The organism is Paramagnetospirillum caucaseum (assembly GCF_000342045.1).
Lineage (GTDB): Bacteria > Pseudomonadota > Alphaproteobacteria > Rhodospirillales > Magnetospirillaceae > Phaeospirillum > Phaeospirillum caucaseum.
The window spans coordinates 1-22,669 of sequence record NZ_AONQ01000072.1; the positions used below are offsets into that span (position 1 = coordinate 1).

The following is a 22,669-nucleotide window of genomic DNA, read 5'->3' on the forward strand; positions in this document are numbered from 1 at the left end:
GAAGGAATATCCATTATGGAAGATACCAGAAAGCCAAGAGGCCATGCCGCTGATGACGACATGGCCCCGGAACACTATCAGGCTGAGCGGCTTGATGGTTCCAAGCATACCTCAAGCATCCCCAATTATCAACGCGGTGGCGGCAAGCTGAAAGTATCCGCCCGCGTCATCACCGCCATTGGTGAGCGCGACTTTACCGTTGTCGGACAGACCGCCCGCACTCTGCTGGCCCTGAACGAAGCCCGCATGAAGGGGTGCACTGCCCTGGAGGTATCGACCTGGGCGCTGCGCTTCGCCGCGTACTGCCACGTTCTGATTCACGACCACGACCTGAACATCATCACCATGCGCGAGGAACACTCTGGAGGCTGGCACGGTCGCCACGTCCTGTTGGACCACGTGACTATCACCAGCGTGACCGGCACCGTCGAGAAGGTGCTGTGATGAAACAGGTCATAGCAACCATACCCAAGAACGCTTCCGAGGTGGTGAAGGTCGAGCTAACCGAGTTCAACGGTCACGATCTGGTAGGCATTCGTGTTTGGACCAAGGACACAGACCGCCCGACGCAAAAGGGCGTCACGGTCGCGGTGGCCATGCTCCCGGCAATCCTGGCGGCATTGGCAACGGCAGAAGCCGAAGCCCGAACCGCAGGTCTAATCTAGCTGAGGGTAATGGGGGGCGCTTTGGCGCCCCTCATTGCTGATGAGGAAACGCTATGCCCAAACCCAAGCGCAGAAAGATGCTGGCCAACGGACGGAATGGTTGCGACCGCTTCGTGGCCCTGCCCCATTACCTTCTGAAGTCGCCCGCATGGATGACCATGACGCCGAATGCCAAGGCGCTACTGATCCAACTGTGGGCGCGTCACAACGGCACGAACAACGGCGAGATTGGTTACAGCGTCCGCGATGCTGTCGCCATCGGCTTGAGCAAGGACCAAGCCGCCCGTGCCCTTAAAGAGCTTGTAGAGCGGGGATTTCTCCGTGTTGGCCGCGAGTCTTCATTCACCCTGAAAAGCAAGGCGGCCCGCACCTGGATACTGACCGGGGAACCCATCGGGGCCGCCCCAGCGACCAAGGAATTCATGCGCTGGCAGCAGACAACCGAAGTCGAGAAAAACATTTCACGGTCTCACCAGTGCGACACACAGTCTCACCAGTGCGACAGTCAATCGACAAACGAAACTAAATTACCCATTACAGTCTCACCAGTGCGACCGTCAGAGATAGTTGACACCATTTCACGGTCTCACCAGTGCGACACTTATATTATACCATGTAGTGGTGAAGAAGCATTGGTGAGCGGGCGCGTGCTTGACGGCGCATCTATCAAGGCCGAACGGCTTCGGCGCAAACTGTCGCTGCGGGCGCTGGCGAGCCTTGCGGGCATTAGCCACGAGGCCGTCGCCAAGATCGAGCGTGGCGAATTGCGCGGCCCGGCGATTGCCAAGTTGTCGGCGGCGCTTAACAGCCACATGGAGACCGAGCATGTCCAATGACACGCGCAAATGCGCCGCCAAAACGCGGGGCAAACCCTTTCAGCCGGGCAACCCCGGAAAGCCACCCGGCACCCGGCACCGGGCTACTAGGGCCGTCTTGGAATTGCTGGATGGGGAAGCCGACGCCCTGACCCGGAAGGCGGTGGAGATGGCCCTTGATGGCGATACCACGGCCCTACGCCTGTGCCTGGAACGGCTGGCACCACCAGCGAAGGATAAGCCCATTGCGGTTTCGCTGCCCCCGCTGGCGGGTGCCGAGGATGCATCAAAGGCCATGGCGGCGGTGGTCGATGCAATGGCGTCTGGCAAAATCACCCCCAGCGAAGCGGCGGCGGTTGCCGGGGTGGTCGAAACCTACCGCCGTACCGTCGAGACTTGCGACATTGAACGGCGCCTTGCCGCGCTGGAAACGAAAGGAGCATGAACCTATGGCGAAATTGAACAGCCGCATAATGAAGCTGGAGACGGCACAGGCGAGCGGGCCGACGCATGAGGAAGCCCTTGCTGCGCTGCTGCGGGTTGAAAGCCCGCCCTTTGGCTATACCGATATTCAGCGAACGGCGGATATCGAAACTCTGCGCCGAGACGATGCCAATCTGGCCGCAGCCGGGCTTGGCTGAAAAGGGAGGACGAATCCATGCGAAATCTTAATGCCCGCTTGAACCGGCTGGAGGGCGCGAAGGCCGAGAACGCAGCCCCCTTCTCCGGAATAATCTTGGACGGCACCCGCGCCGAAGTCGAGTTGCGGCTTGCCGATCTGAGCGCATCCGGTGGGAACACTATCGCCCGTGTCGTGGTGCCCCATGTTGGCGAGAGCATAAACGATTTCCGGCGCGCGGCTGGCCTGGAGCCGCTGGCCGTACCGGGTTGGAATGAACCGTATAAGAGGGAGAACACGCTATGAGCCGCATGCTGGAAAGCCGCCTCGCCCGCCTGGAGGGGACGCGCGACGATGGGACGATCTATGTTGGCGTGCCTTGTGTCTGTGACCACGCCGACGCAGCCGCCCGGATTGCTCGCGCCCGCACCCGTGCTGGTGATATGGAAGGCAAGCGCGAGATTGTTATCATCGAGGGTGCGTGGATGGAGCCACATTAGGCACGGGCACCACCCGCTGACGAGCGAAGCCCTGCCGGTGACGGTGGGGCTTTTCGTTGACGAGAGCACGAAATTGGCTATCTGTAGTCCCCCGGTAGTCCCCAGATGTCCCGCAACCCAAAAAGAAAGGCCGGAACCCGAGGATTCCGGCCTAAGTCAAACAGGGAGGCTTCACGTCTAGGAGACGTAGGGTCCGAAGACCCGAGACCCAGGCATTGCACCTGGGAACGAGGTGGCGGGAGCCGCCGATCTCGGGACCTGCTGCGGTGCAGCAAGTCGTAAGTACTCATGTAAGGCATGGGGCGGATTCGAACCACACCAAAAAGCAGGACAGAGGCATGCGGCCAGCGCATGCCTTATGCTTTCGGGTAGGGTGTTTGCCCGATCAGGCGGATTCGGCGATCTTGCCCAGCAGGAAGTCGCGGAAGACCGTGATGCGCTTGGAATGGCGCAATTCCTCGGGATAGACGAAGTAGGCCTCGACCTTGGGGCCCTTCAGCTCGGGCAGGATCTGCACCAGGGCTTCGGCCTCGCCGCGCAGGTATTCCGGCATGGCGGCGATCCCCAGGCCGCTTTTGACGGCGCGGTAGATGCCATAGATGTTGTTGACCTCCAGCACCGGCTTGCGCGGCCGGTCGGGGGAGGCGCCGGCTTCCAGCAGCCAGTTGACGTTGGACACCGGGGCCGAGACCCTGGTGTCGTCGCCGTAGACGATGATGCGGTGGTTGTCCAGGTCGTCGGCGGATTTCGGCATCCCGTACCGCTCGATGTACGACGGAGCGGCGAACACCGCGTAGTTCATGGACAGCAGGTGGCGCTGGATCAGGTCAGGCTGGCGCGGCGGCATCATGCGGATGGCCACGTCGGCCTCGCGCATGGCCAGGTCCAGTTCGCCGTCGAACAGCACCATGGTCACCGAGATGTCGGGATAGGCGTCGAGGAAGTCCTTGATGCGCGGCGTCAGCCACAGCGAGCCGAAAGCCACGGTGGTGGTGATCTTCAGCGGCCCCTGGGCGCGCTCGCGGCTTTCGGTGAGCAGCGCCTCGGTCATGGCCAGCTTGGAGAACACGTCCCGCGCCGTCTTGTAGAGCAGTTCGCCCTGTTCGGTGAGGATCAGGCCGCGGGCGTGGCGATGGAACAGAGGCAGGTTGAGGCTTTCCTCCAGCGCGCTGATCTGGCGGCTGACGGCCGACTGGCTGAGATTGAGCACCTCACCCGCATGGGTGAAGCTGCCGGCCTCGGCGACGGCGTGGAAAACCCTCAGTTTGTCCCAGTCCATGGTACGACCGGTCTCCTCCCCTGGCGGATTATGCCTTCCGCCTCCCCAGCTATTACCGGCTACTGTGCCGTAACTTAACCGCCATGTCCATGCGCCGCGAGGAAGCGCTCGGCCTCCAGCGCCGCCATGCAGCCGGTGCCGGCGGCGGTGACCGCCTGGCGGTAGATCTTGTCCTGCACGTCGCCGGCGGCGAACACGCCGGGAATGTTGGTGGCGACCGAGCCGGGGGCGGTGATCAGGTAGCCCTCGGCATCCATTTCCAGGGCGCCTTTGAACATCTCGGTGTTGGGGGTGTGGCCGATGGCGATGAACACGCCGTCCACCGGCAGCACGGACAGCGCGCCGGTCTTGACGTTCTTGAGGCGCACGCCGGTGACGCCGGGGGGATTGCTGTCGCCGATGACCTCGTCGACGGCGCTGTCCCACACCACCGAGACCTTGGGATTGGCGAACAGGCGGTCCTGGGCGATATTTTCGGCGCGCAAGGAATCACGGCGATGGATCAGGGTGACCTTCGACGCGATGCCGGCCAGATAGATGGCCTCTTCCACCGCCGAATTGCCGCCGCCGACCACCGCCACTTCCTTGCCGCGGAAGAAGAAGCCGTCGCAGGTGGCGCAGGCCGATACGCCGAAGCCCGAGAAGGTCTTCTCGGACTCGATGCCTAGCCAGCGGGCGGTGGCGCCGGTGCAGATGACCAGGGTGTCGCCGGTATAGGTGTCGCCGGAATCGCCGATGGCGGTGAAGGGGCGCTTGGAGAGGTCGACCGAGACGATGGTGTCGTCCATGAAGCGGGTGCCCACATGCTCGGCCTGGGCCTGCATCTGCTCCATCAGCCAGGGGCCCTGCACGGCCTCGGCGAAGCCGGGGAAGTTCTCCACGTCGGTGGTGATGGTCAACTGGCCGCCGGGCTGCAATCCGGCCACCAGCATGGGTTCGAGATTGGCGCGCGCCGCGTAGATGGCGGCGGTGCAGCCGGCGGGCCCGGAGCCCAGAATCAGAACCTTGGAGTGGTGGTGTGCCATGGATCGCTTCCCGGATGGATTGGACGTTGTTGCAGGCCAGCATATGGATGGGGCGCATCGCTGGCAAGCGGTGCGCCCCTCCAGGCCCGACGAAAGTCTTACAACTCGGAAGCGTGCTTGGCCAGGTACTCGGCGACGCCGTTCGGATTGGCCTTCATGCCGGCCTTGCCCTTGTTCCAGCCGGCGGGGCAGACCTCGCCGTGCTCCTCGGTGAACTGCAGGGCGTCGATCAGGCGCAGCGCCTCGTCCACGTTGCGGCCCAGCGGCAGGTTGTTGACATGGGCCGACTGCACCACGCCGTTCTTGTCGATGATGAAGGTGCCGCGCAGCGCCACCGACTCGTTGATCAGGACGCCGAAGGACTTGGCGATGTTCTTGGTCAGGTCGGCCACCATGGGGAACTGGACGTTGCCCAGGCCGCCCTTCTCGACAGGAGTGTTCTTCCACGCCAGGTGGGTGAAGTGGGAATCGACGCTGACGGCGATGACCTTGGTGTTGCGCTCGGCGAAGGCCTTGACGCGGTGGTCGTGGGCCAGGATCTCGGACGGGCAGACGAAGGTGAAGTCCAGCGGATAGAAGAACACTACGCCGTACGAGCCGGCGAGATAGGACTTCAGGTTGAACGACGGATTGATCTCGTTGTCGGGCATCACGGCCGGGGCGGTGAAGTCGGGGGCGGCCTTGGTAACCAGGGAGGTCGGGTTCACAATCGCGTCGGACATTATGGAAGCTCCGTCATGAGGGCTCGGGGAAGAATGATGCCGAGAAATCTAGTCTGGTTTCCCGGGGTGCGCAAGATGGAATGATTATAAAACTGACGCCATGCCCTGGCTTGCGAAGGATATTAAATCTTATTTTCCTTATGGGCATGGCCGAGGCCGCCCGGGGCGGGGGACGGTCGGGGAAAATCGTCGCCGCGACAGAACGTGGGGCTTGCTGGCGGCGTCTGAGTAATATAATTTCGCAAACCTGAGTGGTTTTGGAGTTCCCTTATGCAGCGGGTCAAACTTGACCGCATCGATCGGCGCATCCTGGCCGACCTGCAGGCCGACGGCCGGATGACCAATGTCGAGCTGGCGCGACGGGCGGGAATCTCGGCGCCGCCCTGCCTGCGGCGGGTCCGCGCCCTGGAGGAGGCGGGCTATGTCAAGGGCTACCATGCCGAGATCGACCCCGGCGCGCTGGGCTTCAACGTCACGGTGTTCGCCCATGTGGGCCTGAACAGTCAGGCCGAGGCCGACCTCAAGGCCTTCGAGGAACTGGTCAAGGGCTGGCCCGAGGTGCGCGAGTGCCACATGCTGGCCGGCGAGACCGATTTCCTGCTCAAGGTGGTGGCCCACGACTGGGACGACTACCAGCGCTTCCTCACCACCCGCCTGACCGCCGCGCCCAACATCAGCCATGTGAAGAGCGCCCTGGCCATCCGCACCTCCAAGCTGCAGCCCGGCGTGCCCATCGACGTGGAATCGGGGCCAGAGCCCGAGCACGAGTAAAGCCAGCGGTCGAAATCTTCGGCTGTTGATCCTACCGCGCCAGCCTCTGACGGATTTCCCCCTCGCAGCCCATCAGCCAGGCGACCCGCTTCAGGCGGGCGCTCTGCTCGGCCATGTCGTGGCGTTCCTTCTCGGCGCGGTCGTCGATGCGGCCCTGTTCCCGGTTCAGCCGATCCATGCGGCCCTCGATGGCCGAGGCCTCGCTCCTGATCTGCGCATCGATGCGGGCGCGCCGCGCCGGGCGGGCCAGCAGGTCGTCGCGTTCCTCCAGCACCGCCGCCAGCTGCCTTTCCCAGAAGGTTTCGGGGAAGAGGGCGGCGCTGAGCGATGGCGGTCCGCCATGGGGGACGCAGGATTCGTCCAGGGCCAGGGAGGAGGGCGGCAGCACCGCCCAGCCGAGAAAGACCAGACCGGCCCCGGCCAGCACCATGTCGCGAAGGCGCAGCTTGATCATGGCTCGTCCCTCCTGTCCCGCTCCGCCCATGGTAGGGCGGCGCCCCGCCGCCGGCAAATGCCGATACGCCGGAGAAGGCTTGCGCGGAAGGCGGTTCCCTCAAGGGGCAACTTGTTCCGGCGGGCTTGCCGGGCGTACACTTTTCAAGATATCGGGCGGCGGGAGGTCGGGGTGGCGAGCAAACAGCCGCACGGAGAGAAGCCGGTACGGCAAATCCTGCGCAACGATTCGGTGGCGCGGCTCAAGGCGCGGGTCAAGGCGCTGGAGGCCGCCCAGCGCGAGGCGCAGCGCACCCAGGGCGTGCTGCTGTCCACCGCCAAGGCCCTGCGCGAGAGCGAGGAGCGCTATGCCCTGGCCATGCGCGGCCCCAACGAGGGGCTGTGGGACTGGAACCCCATCACCAAGGAGTTGTATCTGTCGGCCCGCCTGCTCTCCATCCTCGGCTTCGAGAGCGAGACGCTGCGCACCACTTCGCATGAATGGCTGAAGCTGGTCCATCCCGGTGACCGCGGGCGCTACCAGTCGACCCTGGTCCGCCACCTGAAGGGTATAGACGCCCATTTCGAATGCGAATACCGGGTCAGCGACCGCCAGGGGCAATGGCGGTGGATGCTGGCGCGCGGGCTGGCGGTGCGTGGCCCCGACGGGGTGGCCACCCGCATGGTGGGCTCCATCGGCGACGTCACCGAGCGGCACGCCTATCAGCGCGCCCTGAAGGAGGCCAACGAGCGGCTGGAGCAGAGGGTGGCGGAGCGGACGGAGGAACTGGAGATGGCCCGGCAGCAGGCCGAGGAGGCCAACCGCTGCAAGAGCGAGTTTCTGGCCAATATGAGCCATGAACTGCGCACCCCGCTCAACGCCATCATCGGCTTTTCCGACGTGATGCGCACCGAGGTGTTCGGCCCGGTGGGCAATCCCCGCTATGGCGAGTACATCGCCTCGGTGTGGGAATCGGGCAACCACCTGCTCAGCATCATCAACGATATCCTCGACCTCGCCAAGGTCGAGGTGGGGAAGTTCGACCTGGGCCTCGAGCCCGCCGATGTGGCCCAGTTGCTGGAAGCCGCCGCCCGTCTGGTCTCCGAGCGCGCCGCCCGGGCCGAGGTGCGGCTGGAGTGGGAGGCCGCTCCGGACCTGGGGGCGGTCAGCCTCGATCCGCTACGCATGAAGCAGGTGCTGCTCAACCTGTTGTCCAACGCCGTGAAGTTCACTCCGGCCGGCGGCGTGGTGCGGCTGTGCGCCCGGCGGGAGGCGGCGGACCTGGTCATCGACGTCTCTGACACCGGCATCGGCATGGACGAGGACAGCCTGGAAAAGGCCATGCAGCCCTTCGTCCAGGTGGAATCCAGCCTGTCGCGCCGCTATGCCGGCACCGGGCTGGGCCTGCCCCTGGCCAAGTCCTTCGTCGAACTGCACGGCGGCCGTCTGATCCTGGCCAGCCGCCCCGGCCACGGCACCACGGTGACGGTGCGCATCCCCATTCATTGATTCTTTCCCGCCGCACCTATGCATGAGCGCCGCGCATGGCTGCCTTCGAACGCCTTTCGCATGTGCGAGAAGGGGTGTACATGGCAGGGCAGGCCGCGAAACATGCGCGGCCCAAGGAGAGGACGATGATCGTTTCCACCATGGACATCGTGATGGCCGCCATCGGCGTCCTGACCATCGCCGGTCTTGGCATTTCCATCAGCGCCTGGCGCCATGCCGCCCGTGTCGAACGCGAGCTGGCCAAGGACGAGCAGGCCGGTATTCCCTCGGCGGTCTGACCGCCGGGCAGCCTACTTTTCCGGAACGCTGAACACCTGGCCGGGATAGATGCGGTCGGGGTCCTTGATGCGCTCGCGGTTGGCCTCGAAGATCACCGTGTAGGCGATGCCCTGGCCGTAGAGCCGCCGGGCGATGCGCCACAGGGAATTGCCCTGCAGCACCGTCACCGTCGTTCCGCCCTTCAGTCCGGGATCGTCGCCCCTGGTCCACGAGGCCTCGACCCGGGCCAGGACCTTGCCCTTGGCATCCACCTGATCGGCGCGCAGCAGATGGGTGCCCTTGCCCGGCGGCAGGGAGGCGGTCACCCGCCAGTTGCCCTCGGAATCGGCGGTGGCGCGGCCCAGCAGCCGGTTGTCCATGTAGAGGTTGACCTTGGCGCCGGACGGCGCGCGGCCGCTGACCGCCATGCGGCCCTTGTCGTCGTGGTCGATGAGGTCCAGCGACAGCCCGCCCGGGGCGGCGGCGTTGGCCGGGCCCTGCAGGATGCGGCTGCTGCCGTCGCGTCCCGACTTGATGGCCAGGGCGGTGCCCTGGCCGCGCGGCGGCACCACCAGCACCACGGTCTCGCCGGAATCGGTCTGGCTGCCGTCGGGGTTGGCGGCCTTCAGCCGCAACTCGCGCGAGCCGGGGGGCAGGGGGGCGGCGGGGAGGAACACCCATTCGCCGCGCTGGTCGGCGGTGGCCTGGCCCAGTTCCTTGTCGCCGTCGATGATGGTGACGCGGGCGCCGGGCCTGGCGCGGCCGGCGATGACGGCGTCGCCGCCGGAATCGATGCGCACCACGTCGAACGAGGGCTCGCCGGACTCGGCGGCGGTGACGGCCGTGGACGCGGCGGCGGCCGGCGGGGGAATCTGCGCCTCCAGTTCCTTCGTCTCGTCACGCTGGTTGAGCATGGCGAGCACGATGGCGATCACGGCGACGGCAAGCCCGATGAGGGCGACGAGCGTAGGCCGGTTCAAGGCGCCTCGCGAGGTGGTGGCGGAGGAATAAGCGGCCGCTACCCTATCCCTTATTTCCCCCACTGTCACGGGCGGGAATCCTCCGCTTTGCCTCTCTTCATGGGTTTTCGGCCGCTCCTACCCGCCCGTTTCCCCTCCCAACGAGTAGGATTGAGTCTTGCGTTCGTCGTCCCGAATGCTATCGTCCCGCGTTTGCCGCGTGGCGGGTAATCACGGGTGAACGACGGCATGGCTTCCAGCGAGGGGTATGAACGATGACGACCGCGAAAATCATCTGGACCAAGGTTGACGAGGCGCCGGCTCTGGCGACCTATTCCCTGCTTCCCATCGTCCAGGCGTTCACCGGCGCGGCCGGTGTGGCCGTCGAAACCCGCGACATCTCGCTGGCCGGCCGCATCATCGCCACCTTCCCCGAGAACCTGACCCCGGCGCAGCGCATCAACGACGAGTTGGCCGAACTGGGCGAACTGACGCTCAAGCCCGAGGCCAACATCATCAAGCTGCCCAACGTCAGCGCCTCGGTGCCGCAGCTCAAGGCGGCCATCAAGGAACTGCAGTCCCAGGGCTACAAGATTCCCGACTTCCCCGAGGACCCCAAGACCGATGCCGAGAAGGAGCTCAAGGCCCGCTTCGGCCGTGTGCTGGGCTCGGCGGTGAACCCGGTGCTGCGCGAGGGCAATTCCGACCGCCGCGCCGCCGTCTCGGTCAAGAAGTTCGCCCAGAAGAACCCCCACAAGATGGGTGCCTGGGCGCCGTCGTCCCAGTCCCATGTGGCCCACATGAATGCGGGTGACTTCTACGGCAGCGAGAAGTCGGTCACCGTGGCCGAGGCCACCGACGTCAAGATCGAGTTCCACGGCAAGGATGGCTCGATCCATGTGCTGAAGGCCAAGACCAAGCTCAAGGCCGGCGAGGTCATCGATGCCGCGGTGATGAGCACCAAGGCGCTGCGCGCCTTCTACGCCGAGCAGATCAATGACGCCAAGTCCCAGCCGGGCCTGCTGCTGTCGCTGCATCTCAAGGCCACCATGATGAAGGTTTCGGACCCCATCATGTTCGGCCATGCCGTCACCGTGTTCTTCAAGGACGTGTTCGAGAAGCACGCCGCCGTCATCAAGGACCTGGGCGTCAACGTCAACAACGGCTTCGGTGATCTGATCGCCAAGCTGGACAAGCTGCCCGCCGCCAAGAAGGCCGAGATCGAGGCCGACATCAAGGCCGCCTATGATGCCGGCCCGGCCCTGGCCATGGTCAATTCCGACAAGGGCATCACCAACCTGCATGTGCCGTCCGACGTCATCGTCGACGCCTCCATGCCCGCCATGATCCGTGATTCGGGTCGCATGTGGGGCACCGACGGCAAGCTGCACGATACCAAGGCCATGATCCCCGATCGCTGCTATGCCCGCATCTATCAGGTGGTCATCGACGACTGCAAGAAGCACGGCGCCTTCGACCCCAAGACCATGGGCAGCGTGCCCAATGTCGGCCTGATGGCCCAGAAGGCCGAGGAATACGGCTCCCACGACAAGACCTTCGAAATCGCCGCCGACGGCTTGGTCCATGTGGTGGACGAATCCGGCACGGTGCTGCTGGAGCAGAAGGTCGAGGCCGGCGACATCTTCCGCGCCTGCCAGACCAAGGACGCCCCCATCCAGGATTGGGTCAAGCTGGCGGTCAGCCGCGCCCGGCTGTCCAACACGCCCGCCATCTTCTGGCTGGACAGGAACCGCGCCCACGACGCCCAGATCATCGCCAAGGTGGAAAAGTACCTGGGCGATCACGACACCACCGGCCTGGACATCACCATCAAGGCGCCGGAAGAGGCCATCGCCATCTCGCTGGAGCGTATCCGCAAGGGCCAGGACACCATCTCGGTGACCGGCAACGTGCTGCGCGACTACCTGACCGACCTGTTCCCCATCCTGGAACTGGGCACCTCGGCCAAGATGCTGTCCATCGTTCCGCTGATGGCGGGCGGCGGCCTGTTCGAGACCGGCGCCGGCGGCTCGGCGCCGAAGCACGTACAGCAGTTCCAGGAGGAAGGCTACCTGCGTTGGGATTCGCTGGGCGAGTTCCTGGCGCTCGGCGTGTCGCTGGAGCATCTGGCCCAGACCTTCAAGAACCCCAAGGCCCAGGTGCTGGCCGACACCCTGGACCAGGCCAACGCCAGGATCCTCGACAACAACCGTTCGCCGGCCCGCAAGGTGGGCGAGTTGGACAACCGCGGCAGCCACTTCTATCTGGCGCTGTACTGGGCCCAGGCCCTGGCCGAGCAGACCAAGGACAAGGAACTGGCCGCTCGCTTCGCTCCGCTGGCCAAGGCGCTGACCGACAACGAGGCCAAGATCAACGCCGAGCTGATCGCGGCGCAAGGCAAGCCGGTGGACATGGGCGGCTATTACAGCCCCAATGACGCCAAGACCTCGGCCGCCATGCGTCCCAGCGCCACCCTGAACGCGGCCCTGGCCGCCATCTGATCCCGGTTGGGGGCGGCGGGAGATGCGAACTCCCGCCGCCCCGTTCCGGTCCGCCACCGTCACTGAGTTGGTGGGCCGCCTCATCGAAAAGCTTGAAAAACAAGCTCGTGGGGCGGGCCGCTAGAGACAAGCAGATATTGGGCCTTTCGCACCCCGAGGAACCCCGTCAATGAAGAAGATCAAAGTCGCAAACCCGATCGTCGAGCTGGACGGCGACGAGATGACCCGGATCATCTGGAAGTTCATCAAGGATAAGCTGATCCTGCCCTACCTGGATGTGGATCTGAAATACTACGATCTGGGTATCGAATACCGCGACAAGACCGACGACAAGGTGACGGTCGAGGCCTCGGAGGCCATCAAGACGTATGGTGTCGGCGTCAAGTGCGCCACCATCACCCCCGACGAGGCGCGGGTGAAGGAATTCAACCTCAAGAAGATGTGGAAGTCGCCCAACGGCACCATCCGCAACATCCTCGACGGCACCGTGTTCCGTGAGCCGATCATCTGCAAGAACGTGCCGCGCCTGGTGCCCGGCTGGACCAAGCCCATCGTCATCGGCCGCCATGCCTTCGGCGACCAGTACAAGGCCACCGACTTCACCGTCCCCGGCCCCGGCAAGCTGACCATCAAGTTCGTCGGCGCCAACGGCGAGACCATCGAGCACGAAGTGTTCGACTTCCCCGGCGCCGGTGTGGCCATGGGCATGTACAACCTGGACGAGTCCATCTACGGTTTCGCCCGGGCCTGCCTGAATTACGGCCTGCAGAAGAAGTGGCCGGTCTATCTCTCGACCAAGAACACCATCCTCAAGGCCTATGACGGCCGTTTCAAGGACATCTTCCAGGAGGTGTTCGATGCTGAATTCAAGGCCGAGTACGACAGGCTGGGCATCACCTACGAGCACCGGCTGATCGACGACATGGTCGCCTCGGCGCTGAAGTGGTCGGGCGAATTCGTCTGGGCCTGCAAGAACTACGATGGCGACGTGCAGTCCGACACCGTGGCCCAGGGCTTCGGCTCGCTGGGCCTGATGACCTCGGTGCTGATGAGCCCCGACGGCAAGGTGATCGAGGCCGAGGCCGCCCACGGCACGGTGACGCGGCACTACCGCGAGCACCAGAAGGGCAAGGAAACCTCGACCAACCCCATCGCGTCGATCTTCGCCTGGACGCGGGGCCTGTTCTACCGCGCCCAGTTCGACAACACCCCCGAGGTGGCCAGGTTCGCCGAAGCCCTGGAGCAGGTGTGCGTCGAGACGGTGGAAGCCGGCTTCATGACCAAGGACCTGGCCATCCTGATCGGCCCCGGGCAGTCGTGGCTGACCACCCAGCAGTTCCTGGACAAGCTGGACGAGAACCTGAAGAAGAAGATGGGCCTGGGCTGACCCGGGCCGCGCCGGGCATCGGGACGGATCTTCCGGCGGTGCCTGGCGCCGCCGCGAAGGCCCGTCCCGGACGGGCGGTTGGCCGCCGTGCCATCATCCGCGCTCATAAAGCGTGATGCCTTGAATGTGCATCGCGCTTTAGCTTTATTTGTTTTGCCCTCGCCGGGCGGGCGCCTCCGCGCCCTTGGCCGCTCGCTCAATGCTCGCATGAGCGCCGCGCCTCATATTTGACGCTCAGCGCTCATGAAAGCCTGAAAGGCGCGCCTTTCGCCCGGATTTGAACCGGACAGCGATGGGCTGGGGGCGGCTGTGACGGAGGGGGCTATCTCCCTTTTCCCGATGAGAACCCCGCCGAAGAATTTGCATAGACAAACCGAAGCCCCGCCGGAGACATTGCGTTCCGCGCGGGGCTTATGGTTTGGGGACCCACAGGTCCTATATGTTCGGCGCAAGGGCCGATAAGTTGTAACGCTGAATTGTATAAGCACCCGGTGCCACTATATCGGCACCTCAAACTCGACCCGGTGGCGTCATGCTGTCAACATCCTCCTGTCCGGTGTTGTCGCTGCCTCGGGAGAGGCGTCGAATGCATCGGATATTGTCGTGACAACCTTCCAATCCCGGTACGCCTCCTTCTTTGTTACAGGTTAATTATCGCCAAGCCGGGGCCAATTGTCAAGAAATTGCCCCTCATCCCAGACAAGCAAAAGGGCGCTCCCTTGGGAGCGCCCTGGTTGGGGTGCGGTGGCGGCCTGGGTTTATCCCACCAGTTCCGGGATCTTTTCCGCCTTGGGGGCGGAGGCGATGAACTCGAATTCCAGCTTGCCGTCCTCACCCACCCGGATGCGGACGATACCGCCCTTGGCGAGGCGGCCGAACAGCAATTCCTCGGCCAGGGGCTTCTTGATGTGTTCCTGGATGACGCGGGCCAGGGGCCGCGCGCCGAAGGCGCGGTCATAGCCCTTCCTGGCCAGCCAGGCGCGGGCCTCGTCGGTCAGTTCGATGGTGACGTCGCGGTCGCCCAGCTGGGTCTCCAGCTGCATGACGAACTTGTCCACCACCTGGGCGACGATGTCCGGAGTCAGGTTGGCGAAGGCGATGGTCGAGTCCAGGCGGTTGCGGAATTCCGGGCTGAACATGCGGTTGATGGCCTCGGAATCGTCGCCTTCCCGGCTCTCGCGCCCGAAGCCGATGGCCGACTTGGCCAGGTCGGCGGCGCCGGCATTGGTGGTCATGATCAGGATCACGTTGCGGAAGTCCACGGTCTTGCCGTTGTGGTCGGTGAGGCGGCCGTGATCCATGACCTGCAGCAGGATGTTGAACAGGTCGGGATGGGCCTTCTCGATCTCGTCGAGCAGCAGCACCGAATGGGGGTGCTGGTCGATGGCGTCGGTGAGCAGGCCGCCCTGGTCGAAGCCCACATAGCCGGGTGGCGCGCCGATCAGCCGCGACACCGAGTGGCGTTCCATGTATTCGCTCATGTCGAAGCGGGTCAGCTCGATGCCCATGATCTTGGCCAACTGGCGGGCCACCTCGGTCTTGCCGACGCCGGTGGGGCCGGAGAACAGGTAGCAGCCGATGGGCTTTTCCGGTTCGCGCAGGCCGGCGCGGGCCAGCTTGATGGCGCTGGCCAGGGCCTCGATGGCCTTGTCCTGGCCGAACACCAGGGTTTTCAGGTCGCGTTCCAGGTTCCTGAGCGCCTCCATGTCGTTGGTGGATACGCTCTTGGGAGGGATGCGGGCGATCTTGGCGACGATCTCCTCCACGTCCCGTACGGTGACCGTCTTGCGCCGCTTGGATTCAGGCAGCAGCATGCGCGACGCGCCAACCTCGTCGATGACGTCGATGGCCTTGTCGGGCAGCTTGCGGTCGGTGATGTACTTGGCCGACAGCTCCACCGCCGCCTTGATGGCCTCGGCGGTATAGCGGACCTTGTGGTGGCTTTCGTAATAGGTCTTGATGCCGTTCAGGATCTTGATGGTATCGGCGATGGACGGCTCGTTGACGTCGATCTTCTGGAAGCGCCGCACCAGGGCGCGGTCCTTCTCGAAGTGATTGCGGAACTCCTTGTAGGTGGTCGAGCCGATGCAGCGGAGCGAGCCCGAGGCCAGGGCCGGCTTCAAGAGGTTCGACGCGTCCATGGAGCCGCCCGAGGTGGCGCCGGCGCCGATCACCGTGTGAATCTCGTCGATGAACATCACCGCGCCGTCGTAATTCTCCAACTCGGTGACCACCGCCTTCAGGCGTTCCTCGAAATCGCCGCGGTAGCGGGTGCCGGCCAGCAGCGAGCCCATGTCCAGCGCGAAGATGGTGGCGTTCTTCAGGACGTCGGGCACCTCGCCGTTGACGATGCGCCGGGCCAAGCCTTCGGCGATGGCGGTCTTGCCGACGCCGGGATCGCCCACGTAGAGGGGATTGTTCTTCGACCGGCGGCAGAGGATCTGGATGGTGCGGTCGATTTCCTCGTCGCGGCCGATCAGCGGGTCGATCTTGCCCTGGGCGGCCTTCTTGTTGAGGTTGATGCAATAGGCGTTGAGCGCCTCCTGGCCCTTCTTGACCACCTTGTCGGGGGCGGCCTCCTCGTCGGCGCCGTGGACGGTGCGGTTCTGGCCGCGGCCCGGCGCCTTGGCGACGCCGTGGCTGATGTAGTTGACGGCGTCGAGCCGGGTCATGTCCTGGCTCTGCAGGAAGTAGACGGCGTGGCTTTCCCGTTCCGAGAACAGCGCCACGATGACGTTGGCCCCGGTGACCTCTTCGCGGCCCGACGACTGGACGTGGATGGCGGCGCGCTGCACCACCCGCTGGAAGCCGGCGGTGGGCTTGGGGTCGGTGCCGCGCGGGGATACCAGTTCCGACAGGTTGGTGTCGATGAACTCGCCCAGGTCGCGCTTCAGCTTGTCGAGATCGACGTTGCAGGCGCGCAGCACGGCGACGGCGTCCTGATCGTCGGTAAGCGCCAGCAGCAGGTGCTCGAGCGTCGCGTATTCGTGGCGGCGCTCCGAGGCGTGGGACAAGGCGCGGTGCAGGCTCTGCTCCAGGTTGCGCGACAGCATAGGGGCCGATCCTTTTTCCAAGGGGAATGCCAGCGGGAGGCGGCTATTCCTTTTCTATCGTACACTGCAGCGGATGCTGGTTCTGGCGCGCCAGGTCCATGACCTGGGTCACCTTGGTCTCCGCCACCTCATATGTGTAAACACCGCAAATCCCGACACCCCGGGTATGGACATTCAGCATGACGCGGGTCGCGTCCTCGCGCGACTTGTTGAAAAAGCGTTCGAGGACATGCACGACGAACTCCATGGGAGTGTAGTCGTCGTTCAGCATCAGAACCTTGTACATGGACGGCTTCTTGGTCTTGGGGCGGGTCTTGATGACCACCCCCGTCTGACCGTCGTCGCCGTTCCGCTTGTCGTTACCGTTCTCGCTCATCCATCGCCTGTGTGCTTGGGCCCTGGTTGCTCTTTACACCCCTATCATATTGGGTGCTGAGGCCCGGCGAAAAGGCCCCATTTGCCGCATGGGGGGAATGCGGCCATGAAAAAAGGCCCGGCGGTTGCCCGCCGGACCTCTTGACGATGGATGGCGGCGACCTTAGGCGGCGGTCTTGGTCAGCTTCTCGACGGCGGCGGCGACCCGGTGGTTGATGGGGGCCAGGGCGTCTTCGACCAGCTTGACCGACTGCTCGGCGAGATGGGTGGATTCGGCCACCAGCTTGTCGACGCCGGCCTTGGTCAGGCCGGTCTGCAGGTCGATGAACTCCTTGACGGTCTTGACCGACAGCAGGGCCTTGGAGGCGGCGACCTGCTCCTCGATGCCGGCCTGGGTCAGGCCGACCACGGCCTTGGAGATGTCCTGCAGGCCCTTGGCCAGGATGTTGCCGGCCTTGACGAAGGCCTCGACGTTCTCCCTGGCCTGGGACAGCACGTCCTCGTAGCCCTTGTAGGCGGCGGTCTGCGCCTTGACGGCGGCCTCGACCTGCTCCTTGCCGATGGCGACGGCCTTGTCGTAGCCCTTGGCGGCGGCTTCGGACGACGCCTTCACCACGCTGTCGACGGCTTCCTTGGAGGTGGCGACGGCGACGTCCACCTGCTCCTTGCCCAGGGCGACGGCCTTGTCGTAGCCCTTGGCGGCCACGTCGGCGGAGGCTTTCACCACGGTCTCGATGGTTTCCTTGGAAACGGCGACGGCGGCCTCGACGTGCTCCTTGGCCGAGGCGACGGCCTTGTCGTAGCCCTTGGCGGCGCTGTCGTAACCCTTGGCGGCGGCGTCGGCCGAGGCCTTCACCACGCTCTCGATGGTTTCCTTCCCGACGGTGACCGCCTCTTCGATGGTCTTGACGGCCTCGGCATGGGCCTTGGCGATCGGGGCCGGAGCCACGGTGGCGGCAACGGAGGCGGCGGCAACGGGGGCCGGAGCCGTGACGGCGGCAACGGGAGCGGGGGCCTTGGTGGCCTTCACCGGAGCGGCGGCGGGGGTGGCGGTCTTGGCGGCGGCCGGCTTGGCCTTGGTGGTGGTCATGGTGGGGACTCCCTGATTGGGCGAGGCGCGAGGCCTGCGGATTCGCGCGGCAGGGGGCAAACAACCCGCCCCATGCTGCATTGCAACATGGGGCGTATCATGCGATCTGGGTAGCAGCGAGTCAATAGGGTATATTGCGCTGCAACATATTCGTAACCGGATATATCCGCCGGCGGGTCAGTACAGGCCGTTCGGCCCCACCTTCAGGGTGAATTCCCCGGTGGCCCCCCGCTGGCGGTCATAGTTGCGGAAAGGATCGACGGGAACGGGGCCGGGCTGGATGATGCCGTCGCGGGCCGGGTCCAGCGCGGCCAGGGCGGCGGGAAAGCGGGCGGCCTGGTAGGCGTCCGAGGGATAGGCCCAGGCGGTGAAGACGTACTTGCCCTGGCGGCAGCTGGCGGCGGTCCAGTAATAGGAGTGGGAGGGCAGTTCCAGTCCCACGGCCGGCGGGCCGAAGGCGCCGGCCTCGCCCAGGGCGGCGGCCAGCCCGTCATAGGCGGCCTGATCCAGGGGGATGTCGGCCTCGTCGGTGCGCCAGGGCGACAGCGGATCATCCAGGGTGATCCGGGCCACGTTGCCCGAGCGGCGCACGCTGGCCTTCAGGGTGCGGGCGGCGGAATCCCACTCGTAGATCCGCACCTGCTGGTCCCACAGGGCGTTGTAGACCAGGCGGAAACGTTCCGGCGATCCCGGGACGCAGGCGGCGGCGATGTCGCCTGCCTCGACGAAGGAGAACCACTGGACCTTGCGGTAGAACGGGTTGCCGATGTCGCCGCCGGTATAGGCGCATCCGGCCAGCAGGGCGAGGGCGGCGGCGATCACGGCGGGTCCGGAACGAGGGGGCATGGCGTATCCACGGGCAGGAGAAGGGGGAGCGGAAAGGAATGCGCCGCAAAAATGGCGGAAATCGGGCGTCCGCGATGCTTTACACGGATTCGCAAAATCTTTAAGGTTTCAGCGATACCCTAAACCAACTCAGTCGCTGAACGGAAGGTCGAGACGTTGCACCTGAGCCGCACCGGATTCCTGAACCGCATTCGCCTGTTCGCCGTCGCCCTGGCCGCCGTCCTGGCGCTGTCGGCCCAGCCGGCCGAGGCCGGGCGCTACGCCTCCATCGTCATCGACGCGGAATCCGGTTCCGTCCTGCACGCCGCCAATCCCGACGCCAAGTCCTATCCGGCATCGCTGACCAAGGTGATGACCCTGTTCCTGCTGTTCGACGAGCTGGATTCGGGGCGCATCCGCCTGGACACCAAATTCACCACCTCGGCCCATGCCGCCGCCCAGTCGCCGTCCAAGCTGGGCCTCGAGCCGGGCGAGAAAATCTCGGTGGAGAGTCTGGTCCTCGCCCTGGTCACCAAGTCGGCCAATGACGCCGCCGTGGTGGCGGCCGAGGGCATCGGCGGCACCGAGGCGCATTTCGCCCAGATGATGACCCGCAAGGCCCAGGCGCTGGGCATGCGCAGCACGGTCTACCGCAACGCCTCGGGGCTGCCGGACCTGTCGCAGGTCTCCACGGTGCGCGACCAGGCGCTGCTGGGCCGCGCCCTGATCCGCCAGCATCCCGGCTACTACAAGTATTTCTCCACCCGCCAGTTCGTCTATGACGGCCAGCCCATCAACACCCACAACCGGCTGATGCTGCGCTACAACGGCGCCGACGGCATCAAGACCGGCTATATCCACGCCTCGGGCTTCAACCTCATCTCGTCGGCCAAGCGCGACGGCCAGCGCGTCATCGGCGTGGTGTTCGGCGGCAGCACCGCCGCGTCGCGCGACAAGCACATGGGCCAGCTGCTCGACAAGGGCTTCGCCAGGCTGCGCAAGGGCGGGGGCGTCGAGATGGCCGAGGCCGGCCACGACGACCTGCCCGACCTGGACGAATTGGTGGCCGCCGCCCAGGCGGCCAAGGCCCCGGCCAAGCCTTCGGCCAAGGCGGCCAAGCCCGCCCCCGCCAAGAAGGTGGCCATGCGGGCCCCGGCCCGTGCCGCCGCCGCCGATGACGACGACGATGAGGATGCGGTGGGCGATGCCGATCCGGCCAGCTGGGCCATCCAGGTGGGAGCGTTCGGCGAGTACCGGCCGGCCCACAAGGCGGCCAGCGACGCCGCCAAGAAGCTGGGCGGCCTGGTCTCCAAGGCTTCCATCGACATCGACAAGACGGGCAAGGGCGCCAAGACCGTCTATCGCGCCCGCATCTCCGGTTTCACCGAGGACCAGGCCCGCGCCGCCTGCAAACGCCTGGGCAAGGCCGGAAAGGCCTGCAAGCCGGTCAACCCCAACGCCTGATCAATTCCGCCAGCCGGCCATCAGGGCGCGGATGCGGGCCAGGGCGGCCCGCTTGTGGCGCCGGCGCCAGGTCTCCAGCCGCCATTCCTCGCGGCCGGCGGCGACCTCCGGGCGGCAGAGATAGGTCTCGGCCGCCGTTTCGCTTCCGTCCGCCCGGCGCACCGTCAGCATCCCCGCCCGGTATTCCGCTCCCTCGTAGTGATCGAGGCGGCGACGGTCGTTCCCGTCCAGCCCGTGGGCCAGCAGGCCGTCCACTCCGCCGGTGGGGTGGGGCGTCAGCATGGGATAGGTGCGTCCGGCGATGGCCACCCGCCGCCAGCCCGCCAGCCGGGCCGGCTCCATGGAATCCGGCGCCAGCCGCCGGCCCAGCACGGCGGCCAGCACATCCCCGTCCATCAGGGTGCCGAAGAAGAACATGGGCATGCTGCGGGGGGGAACGGGCGGCAACGGCGACCTCCGGGCGGAAAAACGCCGCAGGATAGCGCCGCCGGGCTCAGTCGGGAAGGTTCCTGGCCCGCTCGATGAGTATGCCGAAAGCCTCGGTGAAGGTCAGCAGGGTGTCCTGAACCGGCGGGGTGAAGAAATTGGGGATGGCGGCCCCGAAGATGACGAAGCCCTGGAGATGCCCGTCCATGCTGATGGGGGCGGTCATGCTGGAACGGCTGTCCGAGGCGCGGGCCTCGTCGGTGTGGCAGCGTCCCTCGTCCCCGAAAGCCGCCATGTCGGCGATGATCCGGGGTTCGTGGCTGTCGGCCAGCAATACCAGAGACGGCGCGTCGGTCATCTCGACCTCGGTCACCTCCGGCGCTCCGACGGCGTCGCTGTTGCAGGGGAAGGCCCACAGCATGTCGTACTGGGGATCGTAGACCGACAGCGAGACGTGGCGCAGGGGGGCGAAGCCGGGCAGGTCGCGGATCATGGCGTGCAGACGCCGGGCCGGCTCGTGCAGCCACGCCACCATCCGGTCCATGGAAGGACCGTTCCCCGGAAGGCCGGAAAGGGCCGGAGACGGATGGGCGGTAAAGGAGGCGTTTGCATTCATGTTTGCAGACTAACCCCAGCGCCGGGCTGAGGAAAGCGACGACTTTATACAGATCGTGATGCTTTCGGATCGGTCGGGCGCGGTTCCGGACATGGGGCTGGATGGCCCGCCATATGCTTTGGCATGCATCCCAAAGAAGGCCGGCGCGGCGGTAGCCGTTCCCTGTCGGCGGAGCGATGGAATCGTAACCCGCGGGGGCGCTCGATAATCCGACGATGGCGCGAATCCGGCCGGCAGGCGGTGGCGCGGGTCCTTGGTCCATGACGGGCTCCGTTCTCGGTCCAGGCCTCATTCCATGGTATTAGTGGTGGTATAGGTGGAGACGCGCCCGAAATGTGGCTATCGCCGACCATATGTAACGATGCCGCGGGTCCGGATTGTCCTGGGGCCAAGCCCGTATTGAAAAGCGGCGGCGCGCGGCCGATACTCTTGCCTGGGGACGGGCGTTGGCGACGGGTTCGTGAATGATGGACGTGATCGACGGCGGCTTGGCCCGCGTTTCCCTGTTCTCCGGTCTGGGCGAGGCGGCGCTCGGCGATATCGAGGCGCGCTGCAACTGGGCGCGGGTGCCCTCGGGCAGCCAGATCTTCGACAAGGACAGCGACACGCTGGAAGTCTACTTCGTCGTCGAGGGGGCGGTGCGCATCCTGACCTCCGGGGCCGACGAGCGCGAGGTCGCCCTGGCCGACGTCATCGCCGGCAATTACTTCGGCGAACTGGCGGCCATCGACGGCATGAAGCGTTCGGCCCGGGTGGTCGCCACCAAGGACACGCTGCTCGCCTCGCTGGAAGGCGGCGCCTTCCTCGAACTGATGCGCCAGTATCCGCCCATCGCCATTCAGGTGGTCGAGCGCCTGACCCGCATCGTCCGCAGCCTGGACAGCCGGGTGGCCCAGCTTTCCACCCAGAACGAGAGTCAGCGGGTCTGGGGGGAGATCCTTCGCCTCGCCCAGCCCGACCCGGCCAAGCCGGAATCGTGGCAGATCGCCGACCTGCCCAATCACAAGGAAATCGCCGCCTGGGCCGGTACCACCCGCGAAAAGGTGGCCCAGGCCATCGGCGAACTGGCCCGCGAGGGTGTGGTGCGCCGCCGCTCCATGGGACTGGTCATCTGCGACCTGCCCCGTCTGCAGCTGATGGCGGCGGCGCGTGGCGCGGCGTGAGCCGCAAAGCCCCTAAAATTTGAACCAATCCATAACAATAAAACTTTCGTCTCTGTGCGACTCTTCACAGAAGGCATCGGTATGGTGTGGCATATTTTGTCTCACGAGATAGAGGGCGGGAAACAAGACGCAGTCTGGGCCTAAAGCTCTCGAACGGAAGCGATGAAGACAATCAGAGTTTCCGGAACACAATTCAAGGAGATGAAAAATGTTC

The 22,669-nt window shown here is 65.3% G+C and carries 25 protein-coding genes; 14 read left to right on the forward strand and 11 right to left on the reverse strand.

Going from position 1 to position 22,669, the window contains the following annotated elements:
• The 7 genes from H261_RS19025 to H261_RS19055 all read left to right on the forward strand — a co-directional run.
• Positions 1 to 444: winged helix domain-containing protein (locus H261_RS19025; RefSeq protein ID WP_008620793.1), on the forward strand; the 444-nt coding region annotated here is incomplete at its 5' end.
• Positions 444 to 665 carry a transcriptional coactivator p15/PC4 family protein gene (locus H261_RS19030; protein WP_008620797.1) on the forward strand — a complete coding sequence of 74 codons (222 nt, stop codon included), beginning with the start codon at positions 444 to 446 and terminating at the stop codon, positions 663 to 665. The genes H261_RS19025 and H261_RS19030, both read left to right, overlap by 1 nt.
• A 53-nt stretch (positions 666 to 718) precedes the next feature.
• Positions 719 to 1,501 carry a helix-turn-helix domain-containing protein gene (locus H261_RS23555; RefSeq protein WP_008620799.1) on the forward strand — a complete coding sequence of 261 codons (783 nt, stop codon included), beginning with the start codon at positions 719 to 721 and terminating at the stop codon, positions 1,499 to 1,501.
• On the forward strand, positions 1,491 to 1,925 hold the full coding sequence (locus tag H261_RS19040; protein ID WP_008620803.1) for a DUF5681 domain-containing protein: 435 nt from the start codon (positions 1,491 to 1,493) through the stop codon (positions 1,923 to 1,925). Before H261_RS23555 ends, H261_RS19040 begins: the two co-directional genes overlap by 11 nt.
• A 4-nt stretch (positions 1,926 to 1,929) precedes the next feature.
• Complete coding sequence (locus H261_RS19045; RefSeq protein WP_008620805.1) at positions 1,930 to 2,121, forward strand: hypothetical protein; 192 nt, start codon at positions 1,930 to 1,932, stop codon at positions 2,119 to 2,121.
• Positions 2,122 to 2,138: 17 nt separating this feature from the next.
• Positions 2,139 to 2,405, forward strand: coding sequence for a hypothetical protein (locus tag H261_RS19050; RefSeq protein ID WP_008620806.1), 267 nt, complete (start codon positions 2,139 to 2,141; stop codon positions 2,403 to 2,405).
• On the forward strand, positions 2,402 to 2,599 hold the full coding sequence (locus H261_RS19055; protein ID WP_008620808.1) for a hypothetical protein: 198 nt from the start codon (positions 2,402 to 2,404) through the stop codon (positions 2,597 to 2,599). The genes H261_RS19050 and H261_RS19055 overlap by 4 nt, the downstream gene beginning before the upstream one ends.
• Positions 2,600 to 2,984: 385 nt before the next feature.
• Here H261_RS19055 and H261_RS19060 read toward each other — a convergent pair whose 3' ends face one another.
• From H261_RS19060 to H261_RS19070, 3 genes are all read right to left on the reverse strand, one after another.
• A complete protein-coding gene (locus H261_RS19060; RefSeq protein WP_008620810.1) occupies positions 2,985 to 3,878 on the reverse strand; it encodes a LysR family transcriptional regulator in 894 nt (297 codons plus the stop codon).
• Positions 3,879 to 3,952: 74 nt separating this feature from the next.
• Complete coding sequence (trxB, locus tag H261_RS19065) at positions 3,953 to 4,903, reverse strand: thioredoxin-disulfide reductase (protein ID WP_008620812.1); 951 nt, start codon at positions 4,901 to 4,903, stop codon at positions 3,953 to 3,955.
• A 98-nt stretch (positions 4,904 to 5,001) separates the two neighbouring features.
• Positions 5,002 to 5,625 carry a peroxiredoxin gene (locus H261_RS19070; RefSeq protein ID WP_040476893.1) on the reverse strand — a complete coding sequence of 208 codons (624 nt, stop codon included), beginning with the start codon at positions 5,623 to 5,625 and terminating at the stop codon, positions 5,002 to 5,004.
• Positions 5,626 to 5,895: 270 nt separating this feature from the next.
• Between H261_RS19070 and H261_RS19075 the strand changes: the two genes are divergently transcribed.
• Positions 5,896 to 6,396, forward strand: coding sequence for an Lrp/AsnC family transcriptional regulator (locus H261_RS19075; protein WP_008620817.1), 501 nt, complete (start codon positions 5,896 to 5,898; stop codon positions 6,394 to 6,396).
• 31 nt (positions 6,397 to 6,427) lie between these two features.
• On the opposite strand, the gene H261_RS19080 is transcribed toward H261_RS19075, so the two are convergent.
• Positions 6,428 to 6,850, reverse strand: a complete 423-nt coding sequence (locus tag H261_RS19080; RefSeq protein WP_008620819.1) for a hypothetical protein — start codon at positions 6,848 to 6,850, stop codon at positions 6,428 to 6,430.
• A gap of 171 nt (positions 6,851 to 7,021) precedes the next feature.
• Here H261_RS19080 and H261_RS19085 point away from each other — a divergent pair, with 171 nt between their 5' ends.
• On the forward strand, positions 7,022 to 8,338 hold the full coding sequence (locus H261_RS19085) for a sensor histidine kinase (protein ID WP_008620821.1): 1,317 nt from the start codon (positions 7,022 to 7,024) through the stop codon (positions 8,336 to 8,338).
• Positions 8,339 to 8,463: 125 nt separating this feature from the next.
• Complete coding sequence (locus H261_RS25520) at positions 8,464 to 8,616, forward strand: hypothetical protein (RefSeq protein WP_008620823.1); 153 nt, start codon at positions 8,464 to 8,466, stop codon at positions 8,614 to 8,616.
• 12 nt (positions 8,617 to 8,628) lie between these two features.
• Here the strand turns inward: H261_RS25520 and H261_RS19090 are convergent, their stop codons facing one another.
• Complete coding sequence (locus tag H261_RS19090; protein WP_008620825.1) at positions 8,629 to 9,576, reverse strand: LysM peptidoglycan-binding domain-containing protein; 948 nt, start codon at positions 9,574 to 9,576, stop codon at positions 8,629 to 8,631.
• Positions 9,577 to 9,830: 254 nt separating this feature from the next.
• Between H261_RS19090 and H261_RS19095 the strand changes: the two genes are divergently transcribed.
• Positions 9,831 to 12,056, forward strand: coding sequence for an NADP-dependent isocitrate dehydrogenase (locus H261_RS19095; RefSeq protein ID WP_008620827.1), 2,226 nt, complete (start codon positions 9,831 to 9,833; stop codon positions 12,054 to 12,056).
• 169 nt (positions 12,057 to 12,225) lie between these two features.
• Positions 12,226 to 13,443: an NADP-dependent isocitrate dehydrogenase gene (locus tag H261_RS19100; protein ID WP_008620829.1), complete on the forward strand. Its 1,218-nt coding sequence runs from the start codon at positions 12,226 to 12,228 to the stop codon at positions 13,441 to 13,443.
• A 758-nt stretch (positions 13,444 to 14,201) separates the two neighbouring features.
• On the opposite strand, the gene clpA is transcribed toward H261_RS19100, so the two are convergent.
• The 4 genes from clpA to H261_RS19120 all read right to left on the reverse strand — a co-directional run bounded on the left by clpA (position 14,202) and on the right by H261_RS19120 (position 18,807).
• Complete coding sequence (clpA, locus tag H261_RS19105) at positions 14,202 to 16,496, reverse strand: ATP-dependent Clp protease ATP-binding subunit ClpA (RefSeq protein ID WP_008620831.1); 2,295 nt, start codon at positions 16,494 to 16,496, stop codon at positions 14,202 to 14,204.
• Positions 16,497 to 16,539: 43 nt separating this feature from the next.
• A complete protein-coding gene (gene clpS, locus H261_RS19110) occupies positions 16,540 to 16,872 on the reverse strand; it encodes an ATP-dependent Clp protease adapter ClpS (RefSeq protein ID WP_008620834.1) in 333 nt (110 codons plus the stop codon).
• A 162-nt stretch (positions 16,873 to 17,034) separates the two neighbouring features.
• Positions 17,035 to 17,961, reverse strand: a complete 927-nt coding sequence (gene phaP / locus H261_RS23560; RefSeq protein ID WP_008620837.1) for a phasin family protein — start codon at positions 17,959 to 17,961, stop codon at positions 17,035 to 17,037.
• A 177-nt stretch (positions 17,962 to 18,138) separates the two neighbouring features.
• On the reverse strand, positions 18,139 to 18,807 hold the full coding sequence (locus tag H261_RS19120) for a hypothetical protein (protein WP_008620838.1): 669 nt from the start codon (positions 18,805 to 18,807) through the stop codon (positions 18,139 to 18,141).
• 156 nt (positions 18,808 to 18,963) lie between these two features.
• On the opposite strand from H261_RS19120, the gene H261_RS19125 reads away from it, so the two are divergent.
• Positions 18,964 to 20,250: a D-alanyl-D-alanine carboxypeptidase gene (locus H261_RS19125; RefSeq protein WP_008620839.1), complete on the forward strand. Its 1,287-nt coding sequence runs from the start codon at positions 18,964 to 18,966 to the stop codon at positions 20,248 to 20,250.
• Here the strand turns inward: H261_RS19125 and H261_RS19130 are convergent, their stop codons facing one another.
• Both H261_RS19130 and H261_RS19135 read right to left on the reverse strand, forming a co-directional pair.
• The gene (locus H261_RS19130; protein ID WP_235062985.1) at positions 20,251 to 20,697 is read right to left on the reverse strand and encodes a gamma-glutamylcyclotransferase family protein; all 447 of its coding nucleotides are present in this window, start codon (positions 20,695 to 20,697) and stop codon (positions 20,251 to 20,253) included.
• 46 nt (positions 20,698 to 20,743) lie between these two features.
• Entirely contained in the window at positions 20,744 to 21,220 is a 477-nt protein-coding gene (locus H261_RS19135) for a GAF domain-containing protein (protein WP_008620841.1), read from the reverse strand.
• Between the two features lie 536 nt (positions 21,221 to 21,756).
• Here H261_RS19135 and H261_RS19140 point away from each other — a divergent pair.
• Entirely contained in the window at positions 21,757 to 22,455 is a 699-nt protein-coding gene (locus tag H261_RS19140) for a Crp/Fnr family transcriptional regulator (RefSeq protein WP_040476894.1), read from the forward strand.
• Positions 22,456 to 22,669: the final 214 nt, after the last annotated feature.